This is a genomic window from Pseudoalteromonas sp. NFXS39 (assembly GCF_040148775.1).
Lineage (GTDB): Bacteria > Pseudomonadota > Gammaproteobacteria > Enterobacterales > Alteromonadaceae > Pseudoalteromonas > Pseudoalteromonas apostichopi.
Genome location: NZ_JAGDEC010000001.1, coordinates 531538 through 548477, shown reverse-complemented (window position 1 = coordinate 548477; position 16940 = coordinate 531538). Strand labels below are relative to the sequence as shown.

Genomic DNA, 16940 nt, shown 5'->3' with positions numbered 1-16940 from the left:
AAAGAGGGCACACACATGGCATTACCAGATATTATTAACCATCAAGATTTTTTACTGACAATTCATACCAACGATGAAAAGCTAATTAAAAACGCCTTACCTGGCGTGCACATTTACCCATTGATGCTAGATTCTGAGAATGGGGTATGGGTACTACGTGTTTTATTTGAACCAGGCACGGTTTTACCAAGACATTTCCATACTGGAGTCGTGCACTTATATACGCTTGCGGGGAGTTGGCACTACACAGAATATCCAGATGATTTACAAGTGCCGGGTAGCTATTTGTTTGAGCCAGGCGGTTCGATTCATCAATTTCAAGTTCCAAAAGATAATACTGAAATGACCGATACCTTTATGGTGGTTATGGGCTCTAACATTAACTTTGACCCTGATGGTAACTATATGAATATTATGGATGCCGGTTGGATTGAGCAAGTGATGTTAGCTGCCGCAAAAGAGCAAGGAATTGAGCCTAACTATATTAAACCAAAAAGCTTATACGGTTTTAGTAAGTAATTTTATTCCTTTACGTGAAAGCCCTTTATCATGTAACTGGTTGAGGGCTTTATAGTTTTTATTATTTCTAGCTGTTCAATCTAAAAAACAAATCAATTTAATCTAAACAATCAATTTTATTTTAATCGCTCACACCTCTATTGTATTAATCAAGCAGACGCAAGACTGCGTTAATTAAACATTTTTAAAACATCAATGAGGAATACTATGAGCACTTCATTAATTAACACAAAACTACAACCATTCAATGCAACAGCTTACCACAACGGTGACTTTGTAGAACTAACAGAAAAAGACGTGCTAGGTAAGTGGTCAATCTTCTTCTTTTACCCAGCAGATTTCACTTTTGTATGTCCTACAGAGCTTGGTGATGTTGCAGATTACTATGAGCAACTTCAAGAAATGGGTGTTGAAGTTTACTCAGTATCAACTGACACTCACTTCACTCACAAAGCATGGCACGATACGTCAGACACAATTAGTAAAATCAAATTTCCAATGATTGGTGACCCTACAGGTCGTATCACACGTAACTTCGGTGTGATGATCGAAGACGAAGGTCTTGCTCTTCGCGGTACATTCGTAATGAACCCTGAAGGCGAAATCAAAGTAATCGAAACTCATGACCTAGGCATCGGCCGTAGCGCGAAAGAGTTAGTACGTAAAGTACAAGCTGCTCAGTACATTGCTAACCACGACGGTGAAGTATGTCCTGCATCATGGCAGCCAGGTGAAGAGACACTTGCTCCTTCACTAGACCTAGTTGGCAAAATCTAATTTGCCATAGCATTAAACGATAGCAAAGCCTCGCTTTGCTATCCAAATGTAACTTTAACTGCCCATCACAACTCACATTAAGCACATTAGCGGGTGGTGGGTAGTTTCCTAAAATTTTTCTAGCTTATTTATTCTGAACTCAAGGGCTAAGCCATGTTAGATACGAATATCAAAAACCAATTAACAAGCCACTTTGCTTCTATTACCAGCCCTGTTGAGCTGCTTATCGCCTTGGATGACAGCAATAAATCAACAGAACTTAAAAACTTAGCAAACGATTTAGCATCGTTAAGCGATAAATTCTCGGTGCGAGATAACCCAAGCCAAGACGTACGTCGTCCGTCTATGGTGGTATCTTCACCTATTAACAATACGCAAATCACATTTGCGGGTGTGCCTATGGGCCACGAATTCACCAGCTTGATCCTTGCACTCCTTCATACAGGTGGTCATCCAAGTAAGGCATCAGAGAGTGAAATTGAACAAATTAAATCATTACCTGGGCCGCTTAACTTTGAAGTGTATATTTCATTAAGTTGTCAAACATGTCCACAAGTAGTGCAAGCACTAAACTTAATGGCAGCACACAACGAAAACATTACGGCCACTATGATTGATGGTGCTTTGTTCCAAGACGAAGTGAATGAGCGTAATGTTTTAGCAGTGCCGGCTGTATATTTAAATGGTGAGCTATTTAGCCAAGGCGCAGTTAACCTTACCGACATACTAAACAAAGTAGATACTAAAGCAGCAGCACGCCAAGCTGAAGCATTAAGTGCTAAAGAGTTGTTTGATGTACTTGTTGTTGGAGGGGGGCCAGCTGGGGCTTCTGCGGCAATCTATTCGGCACGCAAAGGCTTGAACACGGGCGTGGTTGCAGAGCGTTTTGGTGGTCAGGTTTCAGATACTTTAGCAATTGAAAACTTTATCTCAGTTAAAGCGACCGAAGGCCCTAAATTAGTTGCTCAACTAGAAGAGCACGTAAAAGAATACGATGTTGATGTTATGCAAAACCAACGTGCGACATCACTTACTAAGCAAGGTAATTATCAAATCACACTAGAAAATGGCGCGGTTTTGAATGCTAAATCAGTGGTATTAGCAACCGGTGCACGCTGGCGTGAAATGAACGTACCAGGTGAGAAAGAGTATCGCGGTCATGGCGTTGCTTACTGTCCTCACTGTGATGGTCCGTTATTTAAAGGTAAAGCCGTTGCGGTTATCGGTGGTGGTAATTCAGGTATTGAAGCTGCAATCGACCTTGCTAACATTGTTGAGCATGTCACCGTGCTTGAATTTGCTGATACCCTACGTGCTGACGAAGTTCTTATTCGTAAAGCAAATAGCTTAAACAACATTACTATTATCAAAAACGCGCAAACGACAGAAGTTGTTGGCGATGGTAAACGAGTTACAGGCTTAAGCTATGTTGACCGCATCTCTGGTGATAAAAAATCGCTTGAGCTTGCAGGTATCTTTGTGCAAATAGGCTTGGTGCCAAACACTGAATGGTTAAAAGATTCAGAGTTATCACTGACTCGCTTTGGCGAAATCGAAATCGATAGCAAAGGTGCAACATCATTACCGGGTGTTTACGCGGCAGGTGATGCAACAACAACGCCGTTTAAGCAAATCATTATTGCAATGGGCAGTGGCGCTACAGCAAGTTTAGGTGCTTTTGATTACTTAATTCGCCACAGCGAAGAGACACAAAGCACCGAAGATGCAGCTTAATTAATGACTCTTGATTAGGCAGCTCACACCCATAGCTGCCGTCTTAAAGCCGCCCTCTCCAAAGGCGGCTTTGTTTTTACTGATACTGCGCTGCAGTAATAAACTCCGAGAAACTTTCACACCAAATAACCACTGTATTGTAATCGCTGACATCAATACCTTGTGGCACAGCTAATTTAAAACCATTGAATGAACGCACCCCTGCAACACGTTGCATTGTGCCTTTTTGTGCTAAAAAATCGGCTTCGTTATCGACAAAGTTGCGTGATAGGTAAAGTTGATAGTCAGGACCAGGAGATAAAATGCCTTGCATAGAAATAGCATCATTCGTTAGGTACACCATGCCATCACCATAATGCAAGCGGTCTGAACCTTTAAGATTTGGTTTAAACTCAGCACTAAACTGAGCTCGACCTTGATGCTGTTTCAATATGCCAGCCTCAGGAGCAGGTTGCTCAGTTAAAATTGGTAAACTGTAAACCCCAGCCATAAAACCCGCAGCAAAAATTGCTGATGCCACGATAATGATGAGCAGTGCTTTTAGCATGATTACTCCTTATTATTTAGCGTTATTCTATGACGTTGCTTTAAAGAAAAATGTTTTTCAACATCACCAAAGTATTGCAAATAAAGTTTATCAAGCTCACCAGATTGCTGTAGCTTTTGCATGCCTTGTTCTAACATGTCTCTAATGTGTTGATTTTCTCTACTTAAATAAAAGTAATATTCACTGGGGTATTGCAACATGATGTTTGGTGCAATGACAAAATTGAACTGTTTTAGTCTATTTAGTTCACTGTCAATTGCTAGTACTGAGCGTGGAAAGTAATCACCAAGCCCTGTTTTGAGGGCTTTGATCATACCTGGATAATCAAGCTCTCCATTAACGGTTAAATCATTATTTTTCAGCACGGTATAATCAGACCAGCTCTGTTTTTGCAGGCCAACTAAGGGCGCTAATTCTGCAAGGGTTTTAATGGAGCTAAACTTTTCTTGGTCTTCGTCGCGGATAATCAGTAAACGCTGGCCATGTAAGCCTTTGTAGAGTGGGATAGTTGTTTTTACTAGAGAGTCAGTTTGCTGGAGAGGCAAAGATAACCAAGCTAGGGTAATTGTTTTATTCTGACTCAGCTGCTCTACAATACGTTTATTATTCATTGGCTTAACGTTGTAAAGCAACACAACATTCGCATCCATTGCAGCAAAGCTTTTGTTGAGAATATCGTGGATATATTGGTTTTTTACCGCTTCGATATAGTTTGGTTTTGCAAGCTGAATAACAATTTGCTCATGCGCAAAGCTTTGTAGACTCCACAGAACAAATGTTAATAGTAATATAAATGCTGCCCTGTTCATTAATGTAAGTCCCTGTTTTTTGAGCGCAGCTCTACATTATACTTTGAAAACATGCACCTGCTGTTGTAATTTCGAAGCCAATGAAGCCAATTCTTGGCTGGCTTGCGCATTTTGTTGCGAGCTTTCGCTAACCAGTGAAATGCTACTACTAAATTCATTAATATTACAACTTAGTTCGTTGGCAACAGTGGTCTGCTCATCTGTTGCAGTGGATACTTGGTTGTTCATATCGGCAATAAGAGCCATTTCTTGAGTAATTTCAGAGAGTAATTGTGATGAGCGCTCGGCGTATTCAACACTTTGTTTGGCACTTTCGTCGGCATTGCCCATGGCGGTCACGGCCTGCTGCGCCATTGCTTGTAGTTTACTAATCATTTCATTAATACTCGCTGTGGCTTTTTGCGTGTTGTGCGCAAGCTGCCTAACTTCATCAGCCACTACTGCGAAACCGCGACCTGACTCACCTGCACGGGCAGCTTCAATGGCGGCATTTAACGCAAGTAAGTTCGTTTGTTCTGCAATACCCTGGATCATCATCACCACTTGATTGATATCAGTTGATTGTGTGTTTAACTCATTGATTAGTTTTGTATTCGCATTAACGATATGTGATAAGCGGTTTATTGCATCAATATTTTCCTGCACAGATTGCTGACCCTGTTTGGCTGTTTTATCTGTGTGAGTTGCTTTTTCTGACGTTGATAATGCATTGGCGGCAACTTGCTCAATCGCACTACTCATTTGCGTAATGGCAGTTGCAATCATCGCCGATTGATGTTCTTGCTCTGTGGCTGTGCTGGCTACTTGATCACTAATTGAGTTCATTTGTTCAGCCGCAGATGAAAGTGTGAGTGTTGCGCTCGTTACATCATTTACTAAAGTATGAATGCGTTCCATCATGGCATTAAAGTGATGTGCTGCTTGGGCGATTTCGTCATTACCATGGGTTTTGGCGCGCAGACGTAAGTCGGCATTCTCAGAGATAGAACCTATCGTTTCACTCAGAGATAACAATGGGTTATGAATAGAGCGGTATATAATAAAGGCAATAGCCAGCAACAAAATAATTAAAACTGTGATAGATGCTGTCATAGCGATACTGACCTGAGCAAAATCTTTATCTGCGGCGTTTTTAAACTTGTTAGCCTCATTGATTTGTAAGTTTATAAGTCCTTGATAACTTTCACTGAGTGGGTCAAACACATCATAAAGACTTTTTACGAACACCTTGTTAGGTACTGCTTTAAGTTGGTCACTTTTAACTTGGGTTAAAAACGTGCTGAGTTCGCTTTCGACCACACTGAGGTTCTTTTCAACTATATTTACTAGGCGCTGCTCTTCTGTGGTGAGCTTGGTTCCTAAGTAGCTTTTCCATTTGTTGTCAGCGACTTTTTTTGCATTTTCAACGGCGGCTAGAAAGTCAGTTTTTGAAATTTGCTCAGCGCGGTATTTATGAAATAAATCAACAATGCTAACCGCGTAATTGTCCGATACTGTTTTTATCTGCTCAAGAGGTATGACTCTATCGTCATACAAACTGTCGATGCCTTTTATCAAGTTCGACATAATAGACATTGTAAAAATAGATGTGATCACAAAAACTGTAACCGGTAACAAAGCCAATAAGGCTAATCGCGTACGAACGGTATAGTTATTTAACATGAGCGTGCAAATTTTTGTAAGGACTTAGTATTAAAATTAATAGATAAATGGTTTTAAGCAAATTTTTGCAATTATTTTGAAGCTTTTTATCTAGGTAGGTATTTCATCTTTTAAATAGTTATGAAGCGTGCTTAACGCTAGTCAAGTTAACAAAGCCAGTATTTACACTGGCCTTGTTTTGTACCTACTTTTACATTAATGGCCTCGGTTAGGCAATTGTCTAGGCATTTGTCTTTGTGTATTGCGGCGCATTTGTTGGCGCTGCATACCTTGCTGACGTGCTCTATTTGCTTGATTTAATTGCTGCATACGATTTTGCTGTCTGTTTTGCGTATGCTGGCGTTGCTGCAATGTTTGCCTCGCTTTACTTTTATCTATGCTTTGTAATTTATTTTGCACTTGTTGGCGGTCAATGTTTTGTGACCGATCTTTGATTTGTTGCTGTTTATCTCTGGGTAATGTTTGCCATTTACCCTCTACACGTTGTTGCCATTTATCAACATCATGTTTGAGCACGTTACCCTTTTGATCAGCGAAAACATTATTTGCCTTATCGCGTTGGCTAATAGCAGTTTTTAAATCGCGTTTAACCTGCTGTTTTGAGGCAAGACGAGATTTACTTTGATCGCGCTTATAAATATTAAGTCTTGGCTGTTTATTAAGATGCCCCGGTTTATGGCCGACATTAATTTTGTTGCCTATATTGATGTTGCCATTATTAATAATAACTGGGCCACGGTAACCACCACCATACCAGCCATTACAACAATGATAAGGTCGATAATGGGTTGGCCAACCTACATTCCAATTCATACCTAGATTTAAAAAACCATTGCTCCAACTTAAGCCAAAAGACCAGCCTGTCCAGTTGTTATAGCCAATATTAAAACCCCAAGTCGGTGGGCGGGGGTAGTAGTAGCCACCGCCCCAGTATGGCGGGTAATACCAACCTGTTCCATACACTGGCACGCCATAATAAGGGTATGACCACATGTAACCTGGGTAATAACCGACGTAAACTACTTCAGGGGTTGACTCGTAAATATCAACATATGTCACGTTGTATACAGGAGAACTTGGAGGAATTTTTGCTATGTCGTCTTTTGGAATGCTATCAGCAACAAGCCAAGGCCCTTGTGCGGAGTCTGCCTTAAACCACACCGCATTATCGACAGCATAATATTTGCCTTTAATTTGCAGCACTTGTGCATCGGTATTAATGGCATAAGAAACCTGCGTGCCTGGGATCCGTTCAAACTTAGGCTTGCCATCATAATACACAGTCAAACTGGTGTCTTTACGGCTGATAGCCGCTGTTTGAGGCACTTTAGCATCTAATACAGCCTCGTCAGCTTCTTCAGTACCAGCAACCGAAACTCTGAGGCCACCTAAATCTGATTCAGGTGGAATATTGGCAAAGCTCTCTGGTAACTCATCACCACGTACAAATGTCCATGGGTCTGTTTGCTGTTTAGAGCGATACCAGCGCCCAGATAACAATACGTACATATTGTTAGTTTGCATATCACGCAGCCATGGGGTTTCTGTATTAAACACATACATGAGCTCGCCACCGGTTAGGCTTTTCCATTTAGCTTCGCCATCTGTTGCAATGAGCTCGGTAGGTTTAGTTGCCACAACAATGGCTGGTGGCGCAATAAGACTTGATGTTTCCGTATCTTTAGGGAGCATTTTTACAAGTTCAGCCGGTGGCGACTGAGTATATTCATAAGGCCCTTTGGCTTGTTTTGCTTGATACCAAAATTGCCCATCGGTGAGATAACAAAGTTTGCTTTTGCTATCTTTAATCACTGTCATGGCGGTGTTTAAAGCGCGCTCATATTGGCTGTTTTCAATTTTACTAAACTTAGGTTCACCATCAAAACTAAGTAAAACTGACAATTGCTCTTTGAAAATAATCGCCGGAGGATCGGTTTTTAATTGCGTTAAACTTTGTTCTGCTGCTTCTGCACTTTCCAGGCTGGCGGTGAGTTGCGAAAGAGAGGTTTCGAATTGACTGGCTTTTATTGCTTCATTAACGACAGCAGTAAACTGTTGTTCTCCAGCATCTTTTGATTCAGGCCAGCGTACATTGGTGACAGTCATATTGCGAACGGTGACGGTATCGTTTTCGCGGTCAGTATCTAATTTAGCGGTAAACCAAAATACGCCAAACACAGCGTCATTGCCTGAAACCGAAAATGACATTGCTGCACGGGCTGTTAAAGTATTACCGTTTAGTTTCTCGGGTTGTGGTTGATAAACTATAAGTGTGCCTTGTGATGTTTGCACTTGTTGCGGCCACTCAATAGCTTGGCTATAAAATGAAAATAAGCAGAAAAAAGAGAGTATTAAAACCCTGAGGGCAGTAATAAAAGGCAGGGGGAGTTTCATGGTCAATCCTTGGCTAACATAACTATTTAAAGTATAGCCAATGACATCGAAAACGCTTGAAGATTGTTCCTTTTTTAGTGTATTAGTTCATATAGGGTATTAGGCAATTTGAGTTAAAAAATGTGCACCCGCATTTAAGCCCATTTCATAACCCGCACTGAGTTTTTCAAATGATTTTGTTGTTCGACCAACAGCAAAGTTAGGTGGCGGTGCAATAATATTAATTTTACAATCGCTTGGCGGGTTGGTAATAAAATCAATACTTTGATTGTAATTTTCTGCGCGTCTGAGGGTTGCTTCAGCTAATGCTGGGGTTCTCTTATAAAGACGCTTTACAAGCCAAGGCGCTTTAGCTGGCTTTTTCTTATAGCCAAGAGGTTGAGATAAAATAACGGTGATTTCTTTATTACCCATCTCGTATGCTTTGCGAATTGGAATAGAATCAGCGACGCCGCCATCAGTGAGTTGTAAATTGTCGATAATGGGAAATTCTCGATAAGCAATAGGGAGAGCACATGAGGCTTTTAATTGCTCTTCAAGATGAGCTGCACTAGCTTTTAAGTACTCTGCTTGTCCAGTTTGTATATTGGTTGTAACAATGTAAAACTCACTGGCTTGCTTTTTGAAGGTGTCGAGATCAAGGCGAATATCACGGATGGTTTCTTGCCACAGCCAGTCTAAATCAAACAGGTGGCCACCTTTAATAAAACGAACAAAATCAATAAATTCAGGTCGGCAAGAGTAATCGGTAATCACCGCATGGTTACGTTTGTATTGGGCGCACAAATAGGCAGCAATGTTAGTGGCTCCGGCAGAAACACCATAGCATTGATTAAAAGGTTGGTAATTGGCTTGAATAAAGGCATCCAATACGCCAGTGGCAAAAATACCACGCATTGCGCCACCTTCTACAACCAGCGCCTTGTTATTGTTCATTTTCGCAACCTTGCTTGTAACCGTGAGTGCTTCTAACCATAGCAAACACGGTTACAAAACTAAATAGAGTTTTGACTCTAACTAAGTTATACCGCTTCTACCCAAAGTACGCCAACTTGTTTGTCGGTCACTTTTACAGTACTACCCGCAGCAATGGGAGACTGACTTTTTAATTGCCATGTAATACCCGAATACTGATGCGTGGTTAACCCTTTATCATCAACATCAGCGTTCACGATAAAGGTAAGCTCAGCAAAATCGCTATGTATTGGCTTAGTATCGGTTTTATCTTGCATGCGTTTGAGTGGTTTCCAAAGCACTACAGCAAAGCCTAGAGTAAACACTATATTGCTCCAAAGCGCGGTGGTGTAACTCGTATCAAGTAAGCCTATATTCATTAATAAGCCACTGGCAAATAAAGATAAGCCTAAAAACAGTAGTACATAGGTACTCATACCCAGTACAGCAACTTCAACAATGAGCGCGATAACACCTATAATCATTAATGCTTCGGCTAAATGGGTATCTAAAAATGCCATCAGCTCACCTAACTTTGTTGCTTTTTATTCAAAGAGTTAATAATAGACATCCCTTGAGCAACCAGTGAGCTTGCATCAGTACCACTTTCAGGAAGTAATACCACAGATGACTCACGAGCAATCGCTTCTTTTGCAGCAATAGCTTTAGTGGCGAGATCGAGTTGAATTGCTTTTTGACCTTGCTCTGTATCCGCTGCTTCACCTACTTTACGCAGTGCATCTGCTTGCGCTTCAGCAACTGCGATAATCGCTTTTGCTTCACCTTCGGCGCGTAAAATTTGCTCTGCTTTTTCAGCTTCGGCAGCAAGGACTTGGGCTTGCTTTTTACCTTCTGCCACGTTGATAGCAGATTGACGGTCACCTTCAGACTCTAAAATCTGCGCACGTTTTACACGCTCTGCTTTCATTTGTGCTTCCATGGCTTCCATTACAGAGTTTGGTGGCACAATGTCTTTAATTTCGTAACGTAAAACCTGAATTCCCCAAGGCTCAGAAGCTTGGTTAATCGCGGTAACTATGTTGGTGTTTAACATGTCGCGCTCTTCAAAGGTTTTATCGAGTTCCATTTTTCCAAGTTCAGAACGCATCGTCGTTTGCGATAGCTGAGTAACCGCAAACACATAGTCATCAACACCATATGTGGCTTTATACGGGTCAAGCACGCGGAAATACAGCACACCGTCGACGATAAGCGAGATATTATCTTTCGTGATAGCAGACTGAGAAGGCACATCTTGCGCTTGTTCTTTTAAACTGCGATCAGCGGCAATACGGTCGATAAATGGCACAATAAAGTTTAAGCCCGCTTCTTTGGTTGAATGGTATTTACCGAAACGTTCGATTAACCAGGCACGATTTTGCGGCACAAATTTAACGCTACTTTTTAGTAGCACTAAAACAAAAATTAGAAGAAAGACTTCTACATTTAACAAAAGGTCTAAAATGCTAGAAATGGGATCCATGTACTTTCCTTAATACAGTTAATATTATTTTGCCACTCAGATTACCACCACAAAGCAAAGCGCGCTAATGATTTGTAATCGGTACTGGTTTTAGAGTTGCCTCATTTTGTTGAATACAAACCTACGGCTCGTTTAATCGGTAAGTGTATGTTTTATCATATACATGTGCTGATCAGCTTGCGCCACAATTTCATCGGCTGTTTCTTGTGTGCCTAAAAACATGGTGACGCCAACACTGGCAGAGCCTTTGTAGTTAATATCTTGATAAATAAATTTAATTTCGATAGCGGTTTGTAGTTTATCAGCAACGCGATGGGCGTTGCGTTTGGCTGTTTGCTCATCACGACCTAGGCCTTCAAGTAAGACTATAAATTCGTCGCCACCAATGCGGGCTAAACAGTCTTTCTCGCGCACAGCGGCTTTCATTCTATTGGCAATTTCAACAAGATAAGCGTCGCCTGTATTGTGGCCATATTGGTCGTTTAATTTTTTGAATTTATTGAGGTCAATAAATATCACAGCACCATAACTTTGGTCGCGCTTACTCATTTCTAACGCAAGTGATAAGCGAATATAAAAATAGCGGCGATTTAAAAGTTCAGTTAAGGGATCGGTAGAGGCAGCATAGAGGAGTTGTTGTTCATGGTATTTTCGTTCAGTAATGTCAGTTGCAATGCCTAAAATGCCAATTACTTTGTTTGGCTCTGAGTCACAAAAAATAGGGGTTTTTACTTCCCAAAAAATAAACGTGTGCCCACCTGGAAAAGTCAACTCAACTTCTTCTCGTGTTCGCTCTCCGCTGAGTACTCGTTTATCTATTTTTGCGAGTTTTTTGGCATCTGGGCGAGGGAAAAAGTCGGTATCGGTTTTATATTGTAATTCTTGAGCAGAACATGCAAATAAGTCTAGAGTCAGTTTATTTGCATAAACGTAATGTCCGAGTTCATTTTTTATATAAACGTATGCGGGTACGTTATCGAGTGCAAACTTTAACTCAGCAATATGCACAGGTAATTTAGTTGTATTAAATTTGGCCATAATATGTCCCTATATAACAAGCCATAAATTGATAGTGGACGAAAAAATCTTAATAAACAAGACTAACCACAAAGATAAAATTACAACTAATGATTTAGGTATGATTTTGAAAAGTAATTAAAAAAATAATAATGAAGATGGTTGATGAACTTTGTTATTAAGTTTGGTTAGCTTTTTTTAGTATCATTATTTTTTTAACTATTGTAGTGGTCACTTTTGGCTTTTGTACAGATGTTAGTAAGGCTGTTTTTGTATGCTGAGCGCTAAATAAATTACAAACATTGATAAACCGTTCCAGAATTGCCATGGCAGCATTATTGATTATTGTGCTAGCAATTAAAGTAGCGAGGGTGTCATTATGTAAACCAGCCTCCACTTAAAAGTTCATTTGTTTTTTGTCATATAAGCATGATTTTGGCAAAAGCAGCCCTATTATAGCCATGCTATTAATGTGTAGGGTGTTTCCTTACTCATCGTAACCGGGGCTTTTGCTATTTAATAAGCGTAACAAGGCAGGCCAAGCAATTGCTCCACCCAGTCCCTTAGTGGCAATTTCTGTTTGCCCTTTGATACCATCAATAATCGCGCTAGGTACTTGTACGAGTTGTTCGGTATTTTGTGAAGTACGAGTTTGTACAGCGCATGCAGCTTCAAAAACATACATAAACAAAAATGCATCAGCGACCGTTTTACCTACTGTTAATAGGCCATGATTACGTAGCATTAGAAAGTTATTCGTGCCTAGGTCATTCACTAAACGATCTTGCTCAGCAGGGTTAAGGGCTATGCCTTCGTAGTCGTGATAACCCAAACCTGAGTGCACAACAACAGCTTGCTGAGAGATAGGCAATAAGCCGTCTTTGTTTGCAGACACCGCCGTGCCATTGAGTGAGTGGGTGTGAATAACGCAATGGGCATCATCACGCGCCATATGAATACAGCTATGGATATTAAACCCCGCAGGATTAACAGGGTATTCACTGTCATGCAGCTTATTACATTGCTGATCTACCTTGATGAGACTTGATGCCGTAATTTCGTGAAACATCATGCCATATGGATTTATCAAAAATTCGTTGTCTGTGCCGGGAACACGCATTGAAATATGGGTAAAAATTAAATCATCCCAGCCATATAAAGCAACTAGGCGATACGCGGCAGCTAGCTCAACACGAGCTTTCCATTCTTGCTCTGATACTGTGTGTTTTATAGTCATGGTCTTTTCTAAAATGGTACTTTGCGAACAATAATGTCTTTAAACATTACCCAATCACCAATAAAGCTATAAAAAGGGTGCGTAAACGTTGCTGGACGATTTTTCTCAAAGAAGAAATGACCAACCCAAGCAAAGCCATAGCCCACCACCGGGCATAAAATTATCCAGCTATATTGCTGCTGATAAATAGCGGCAAACAAAATTGCCAAAACAAACCAACTGCCAATGAAATGTAAGCGCCGACAGACTTTATTTTTGTGTTCTTGTAAGTAATAAGGGTAAAACTCTTTAAAACTCGCGAACTCGCGTTTACTTGCTACAGTGCCCATATTGCTGTCTCCGTTGATAATAACATGTTAACAATAGGCTTTTATTATTTTGTTTACTTGATAATATAGGTCATTAAATTGTTTATTTGGGACGCGAATGAGAACCTTATCAAGTTGGTGGCTACGCGCTATGGCTGAATCGTTTAAATGGCAGGGCTTACCAATCAATGAGTTGTTTGCAGGAGCAAATATTCCTTTAGCAGAATTAAGCAGCCAAACAGCCCGATATCCACAAGCCAGTGTTAGTTCGCTTTGGAAGCAGGCGCAAGCGATGTTACCAAACACTCATTTAGGTCTTTATGTTGGCAGTAACATGAATGTGCGCGCTATTCCGGTGGTTGGTATGGCTATTGTTCAAGCAACACATTTACTGAGTGCTTTTCGGCTTATATTGCGTTATCAAAAATTAATGGGTGACACACATAATGTGTCACTCATTGATCATGGAAGTGAGTATGAACTTCGCTTTAACTTTAGTGATGGTGAGCGCGATATGTCGCTGCTAAGCTACGAAGCACCGATGGCGTTTTGTTTAAAAATAGCGCGTACTGTAAAGGGAAAAGAGTGGCACCCAACGCGAATTTGCCTAAAGCGTAAAGAGCCACACAGTGAAATTAATGAGCACTTTAACTGCAAAGTTGAATACGGCTCGCATACCCATAGCCTATTTTTTAGTGAAGAAACCGATAGTAAACCTGTGTTATCAGGTCAGATGAAACTGGTGACGCAAACCAATGTAACGCAGGTGCTGAGAATTTTACTCGAGGAGCATTTAATTCAAGGGCAAACCAACAGTAAAGCAATGGCAAAAGCACTTAATATGAGTGAAAAAACGTTACAACGCCGACTTGCAAAAGAGAGCACAAGTTTTAGTAAAGAACTAGCAAGTTTAAGGCAGCAAAAAAGTGTTTCATTATTAAACGAAACTGATCTGTCAGTAACAGAAATTGCCTTTTTATGTGGCTATTCAGAGATTAGTGCATTTCATCATGCCTTTAATCGCTGGTATGGTATGTCGCCAAAAGTGTACAAGCAAAAAATGGCAATAATAGCTGAATCATAGTTAGTGCTACTTTGATCTAGTTGATGCCTGTCAGGTATTACTTTAATTATTAAATCGGTACAAATTGGTGTTTGTTCCGATAATATTTGAGTTTGATAACTATTTACAAAAAAACAATAATAAAAGCTTAACTAGCAATTGCTTAACACGAATTTGTTAACTAAAATTTCAAATAGGACGCAAGGATGATCTGAAACTAAACCCCCCCATTAAGTATGAGGCTGCTGAATGCGAAACTTATCGCTGCGTACTATTTTTATTAGTTTTGTGTTAATTGCATTGTTTGTTGTCACTGTGGTTAGCGCTTTAATCAATACCAGCCAATTTTCTCGGCTTTATTACCAACAAACAGAAAAGCAATTATTGCCTGACGCTGTGGGTAAAGTGGCTGCGGAAGTTGATGCTCAAATGCGTTACCCCATCTCTGTGTCACAGTCGTTAGCCGAAAATCAAATTTTGCATACTTGGATGACCGAAGGCGAAAAAAGCTCGCCTATTCATCAACGTGTAATGGCGTATTTTGCAGACTTACAAAGAAAAAGCGGTGCCTCATCGGTGTTTTGGGTGAGTAAAAACTCAATGAGTTATTACACGCAAGAAGGCTTTTTTAAGTCTATCTCTAAAAATGAACCAAGAGACAGTTGGTTTTTTGACTTTATCAGTTCAGATAAACGCCAAGCGCTCGCATTAGATGTTAGTGAGCAGGGCGGACACCTCACTTTATACGTGAATACTTTAGTTGAAATAGCTGGGCAACGCCTAGGTGTTGCAGGGCTTGGTTATGATATTTCAGATATTTCTAGCATTGTCACGTCGCGTAAAATTGGCGAGCAAGGTTATTTATTTTTAATTGATGATAGCAAGCGAATTATTGCACACGCAAATGATGCTTATATTGGTAAACAAGTTACCAGTGTGGCTTCATTAAGCACATTACAAGGTTTTCTGAGTAGTAAACACACTGGCTTTACACTATCGCAAGTCGAGCTCGCAGACGAAGATGTTTACGCTGGTGTTATGCCGATTGAAGGTACTGGTCTTACTCTTGTGGCGATTCAGCCACGCCAAGAGATATCAAGTGCAATTAATACTGTCGTTTGGATGTCGATTATTGTGAGTGTCGTGCTTGCGGGCATCTTCTTAGTGCTGACGCTTTATTTTGCGAATTGGCTCAGTAAGAAAATACGCAGTGTTGGTGACGAGCTACTTGGTATGGCGGGCCACGGTGGTGACTTAACAAAACGCTTAGATGACAGTGTTGATAATGAGTTAGGGCATCTTGCTAAGGGCTTTAATGCAATTATAGGTAAAGTAGCCGAGTTGGTAGATGAAATCAGTGTCACTGAGCAAGCAATGCGAGAGGGTATTGACGACCTTGCGAACTTTGCCAATAAAACGTTTGTTGCCACTGAAGATCAACGCGCGCAAACAGACCAAGTTGCCACTGCTATTACACAGATGGGACAAACAATTAATGAGGTGTCTGATATTGCTCATCGCACAGCAAGCGACACAGAAGAAGCGGTAAGAGAAACCGTACAAACCAATCAGAGTATGGCTGCCACAGCACAAACTATGAATGAACTAAATGATATTTTGAGTACGGTTGATCAAAGTATCGGTGAATTTGCAAATCAAGCTGCAGAGATCAACTCGGTTGTTGAAGTGATCAATGCGATTTCTGAGCAAACTAATTTATTGGCACTCAATGCTGCAATTGAAGCCGCTCGTGCTGGCGAGCAAGGCCGTGGTTTTGCGGTGGTAGCAGATGAAGTGCGCTCACTTGCGCAGCGCACGCAAACATCAACTTCTGAAATTAGAGAGCAAATTTCGCGCTTACAAAGCTCGTCATTGCAATCACAAGAAGCGATTGCTGAGGGCACGCAAAGTAGCCAAAAAGTCACTGAACTTACGCATGTTGCGGTGTCTGCACTTCAGTCTATACAGCAGAAGTTTGAAATTATCAGTCAAGGTAATCATCAGGTTGCTGCAGCCACAGAAGAGCAAGGTACGGTTGTTGAACATATTAATCAGTCAGCACATGATATTTCAGACAGTGCCATGCAAATCCATAATAATGCAGAACAGCAACAACGCGGTACGCAAAGTTTATTGTCCCGTGCCCAGCACCTTAAAGACTTAGTAAGTCAGTTTAAAGTTTAATTGACTGCTCTTTAAATCAGCCTTGATTAAAAGACGTTAACAACATTTGTTGTTAACGTCTTACTGTTTTTTAGCTTACAAGTGAGTTTTTAGTTTACTTGTTTACTGCTAATTCCTTTCTTTTTACTAACAAATTGCGCAAAAAACTTTCATAGAGAGACTATTAACTAAGTTTTTAGTGCGTTTAAGAGCGCTGCGTATTACAATTGAGACTTTATATCATTACCGCATTTCCAGCTAATAGGTATTTCA

Annotated in this window: 15 protein-coding genes; 5 read left to right on the top strand and 10 right to left on the bottom strand. The window is 40.6% G+C overall.

Annotated features, from left to right (window positions below; genetic code table 11):
* Positions 1 to 15: 15 nt before the first annotated feature.
* From J3455_RS02360 to ahpF, 3 genes are all read left to right on the top strand, one after another.
* A complete protein-coding gene (locus J3455_RS02360) occupies positions 16 to 519 on the top strand; it encodes a 2,4'-dihydroxyacetophenone dioxygenase family protein (RefSeq protein WP_167657486.1) in 504 nt (167 codons plus the stop codon).
* Positions 520 to 726: 207 nt separating this feature from the next.
* On the top strand, positions 727 to 1296 hold the full coding sequence (ahpC, locus tag J3455_RS02355) for an alkyl hydroperoxide reductase subunit C (protein ID WP_130052761.1): 570 nt from the start codon (positions 727 to 729) through the stop codon (positions 1294 to 1296).
* Positions 1297 to 1449: 153 nt separating this feature from the next.
* The gene (gene ahpF, locus J3455_RS02350) at positions 1450 to 3030 is read left to right on the top strand and encodes an alkyl hydroperoxide reductase subunit F (protein ID WP_349560940.1); all 1581 of its coding nucleotides are present in this window, start codon (positions 1450 to 1452) and stop codon (positions 3028 to 3030) included.
* A 76-nt stretch (positions 3031 to 3106) separates the two neighbouring features.
* On the opposite strand, the gene J3455_RS02345 is transcribed toward ahpF, so the two are convergent.
* The 10 genes from J3455_RS02345 to J3455_RS02300 form a co-directional block, all read right to left on the bottom strand.
* Positions 3107 to 3577, bottom strand: coding sequence for a DM13 domain-containing protein (locus J3455_RS02345; protein WP_349560938.1), 471 nt, complete (start codon positions 3575 to 3577; stop codon positions 3107 to 3109).
* A 2-nt stretch (positions 3578 to 3579) separates the two neighbouring features.
* Positions 3580 to 4386: a substrate-binding periplasmic protein gene (locus J3455_RS02340; protein WP_349560937.1), complete on the bottom strand. Its 807-nt coding sequence runs from the start codon at positions 4384 to 4386 to the stop codon at positions 3580 to 3582.
* A 36-nt stretch (positions 4387 to 4422) separates the two neighbouring features.
* Positions 4423 to 6048 (bottom strand): methyl-accepting chemotaxis protein, encoded by a 1626-nt coding sequence (locus J3455_RS02335; protein ID WP_349560935.1) that lies wholly within the window; start codon positions 6046 to 6048, stop codon positions 4423 to 4425.
* Positions 6049 to 6243: 195 nt separating this feature from the next.
* Positions 6244 to 8442, bottom strand: a complete 2199-nt coding sequence (locus tag J3455_RS02330; protein ID WP_349560934.1) for a carbohydrate-binding family V/XII — start codon at positions 8440 to 8442, stop codon at positions 6244 to 6246.
* A 99-nt stretch (positions 8443 to 8541) separates the two neighbouring features.
* Positions 8542 to 9378 (bottom strand): patatin-like phospholipase family protein, encoded by an 837-nt coding sequence (locus J3455_RS02325; protein ID WP_349560933.1) that lies wholly within the window; start codon positions 9376 to 9378, stop codon positions 8542 to 8544.
* Positions 9379 to 9464: 86 nt separating this feature from the next.
* Positions 9465 to 9917 (bottom strand): NfeD family protein, encoded by a 453-nt coding sequence (locus J3455_RS02320; RefSeq protein WP_130052754.1) that lies wholly within the window; start codon positions 9915 to 9917, stop codon positions 9465 to 9467.
* Between the two features lie 8 nt (positions 9918 to 9925).
* The gene (locus tag J3455_RS02315) at positions 9926 to 10879 is read right to left on the bottom strand and encodes an SPFH domain-containing protein (RefSeq protein WP_130052753.1); all 954 of its coding nucleotides are present in this window, start codon (positions 10877 to 10879) and stop codon (positions 9926 to 9928) included.
* Positions 10880 to 11011: 132 nt separating this feature from the next.
* Entirely contained in the window at positions 11012 to 11917 is a 906-nt protein-coding gene (locus J3455_RS02310; RefSeq protein ID WP_349560932.1) for a sensor domain-containing diguanylate cyclase, read from the bottom strand.
* A 466-nt stretch (positions 11918 to 12383) separates the two neighbouring features.
* On the bottom strand, positions 12384 to 13133 hold the full coding sequence (locus tag J3455_RS02305) for a class II aldolase/adducin family protein (protein ID WP_130052751.1): 750 nt from the start codon (positions 13131 to 13133) through the stop codon (positions 12384 to 12386).
* An 8-nt stretch (positions 13134 to 13141) separates the two neighbouring features.
* Positions 13142 to 13462 (bottom strand): Mpo1-like protein, encoded by a 321-nt coding sequence (locus tag J3455_RS02300; protein ID WP_130052750.1) that lies wholly within the window; start codon positions 13460 to 13462, stop codon positions 13142 to 13144.
* Between the two features lie 97 nt (positions 13463 to 13559).
* On the opposite strand from J3455_RS02300, the gene J3455_RS02295 reads away from it, so the two are divergent.
* Together J3455_RS02295 and J3455_RS02290 are read left to right on the top strand one after the other, a co-directional pair.
* Positions 13560 to 14525: an AraC family transcriptional regulator gene (locus J3455_RS02295; RefSeq protein WP_349560931.1), complete on the top strand. Its 966-nt coding sequence runs from the start codon at positions 13560 to 13562 to the stop codon at positions 14523 to 14525.
* Positions 14526 to 14753: 228 nt separating this feature from the next.
* Positions 14754 to 16688 (top strand): methyl-accepting chemotaxis protein, encoded by a 1935-nt coding sequence (locus J3455_RS02290; protein ID WP_349560929.1) that lies wholly within the window; start codon positions 14754 to 14756, stop codon positions 16686 to 16688.
* Positions 16689 to 16940 lie beyond the last annotated feature (252 nt).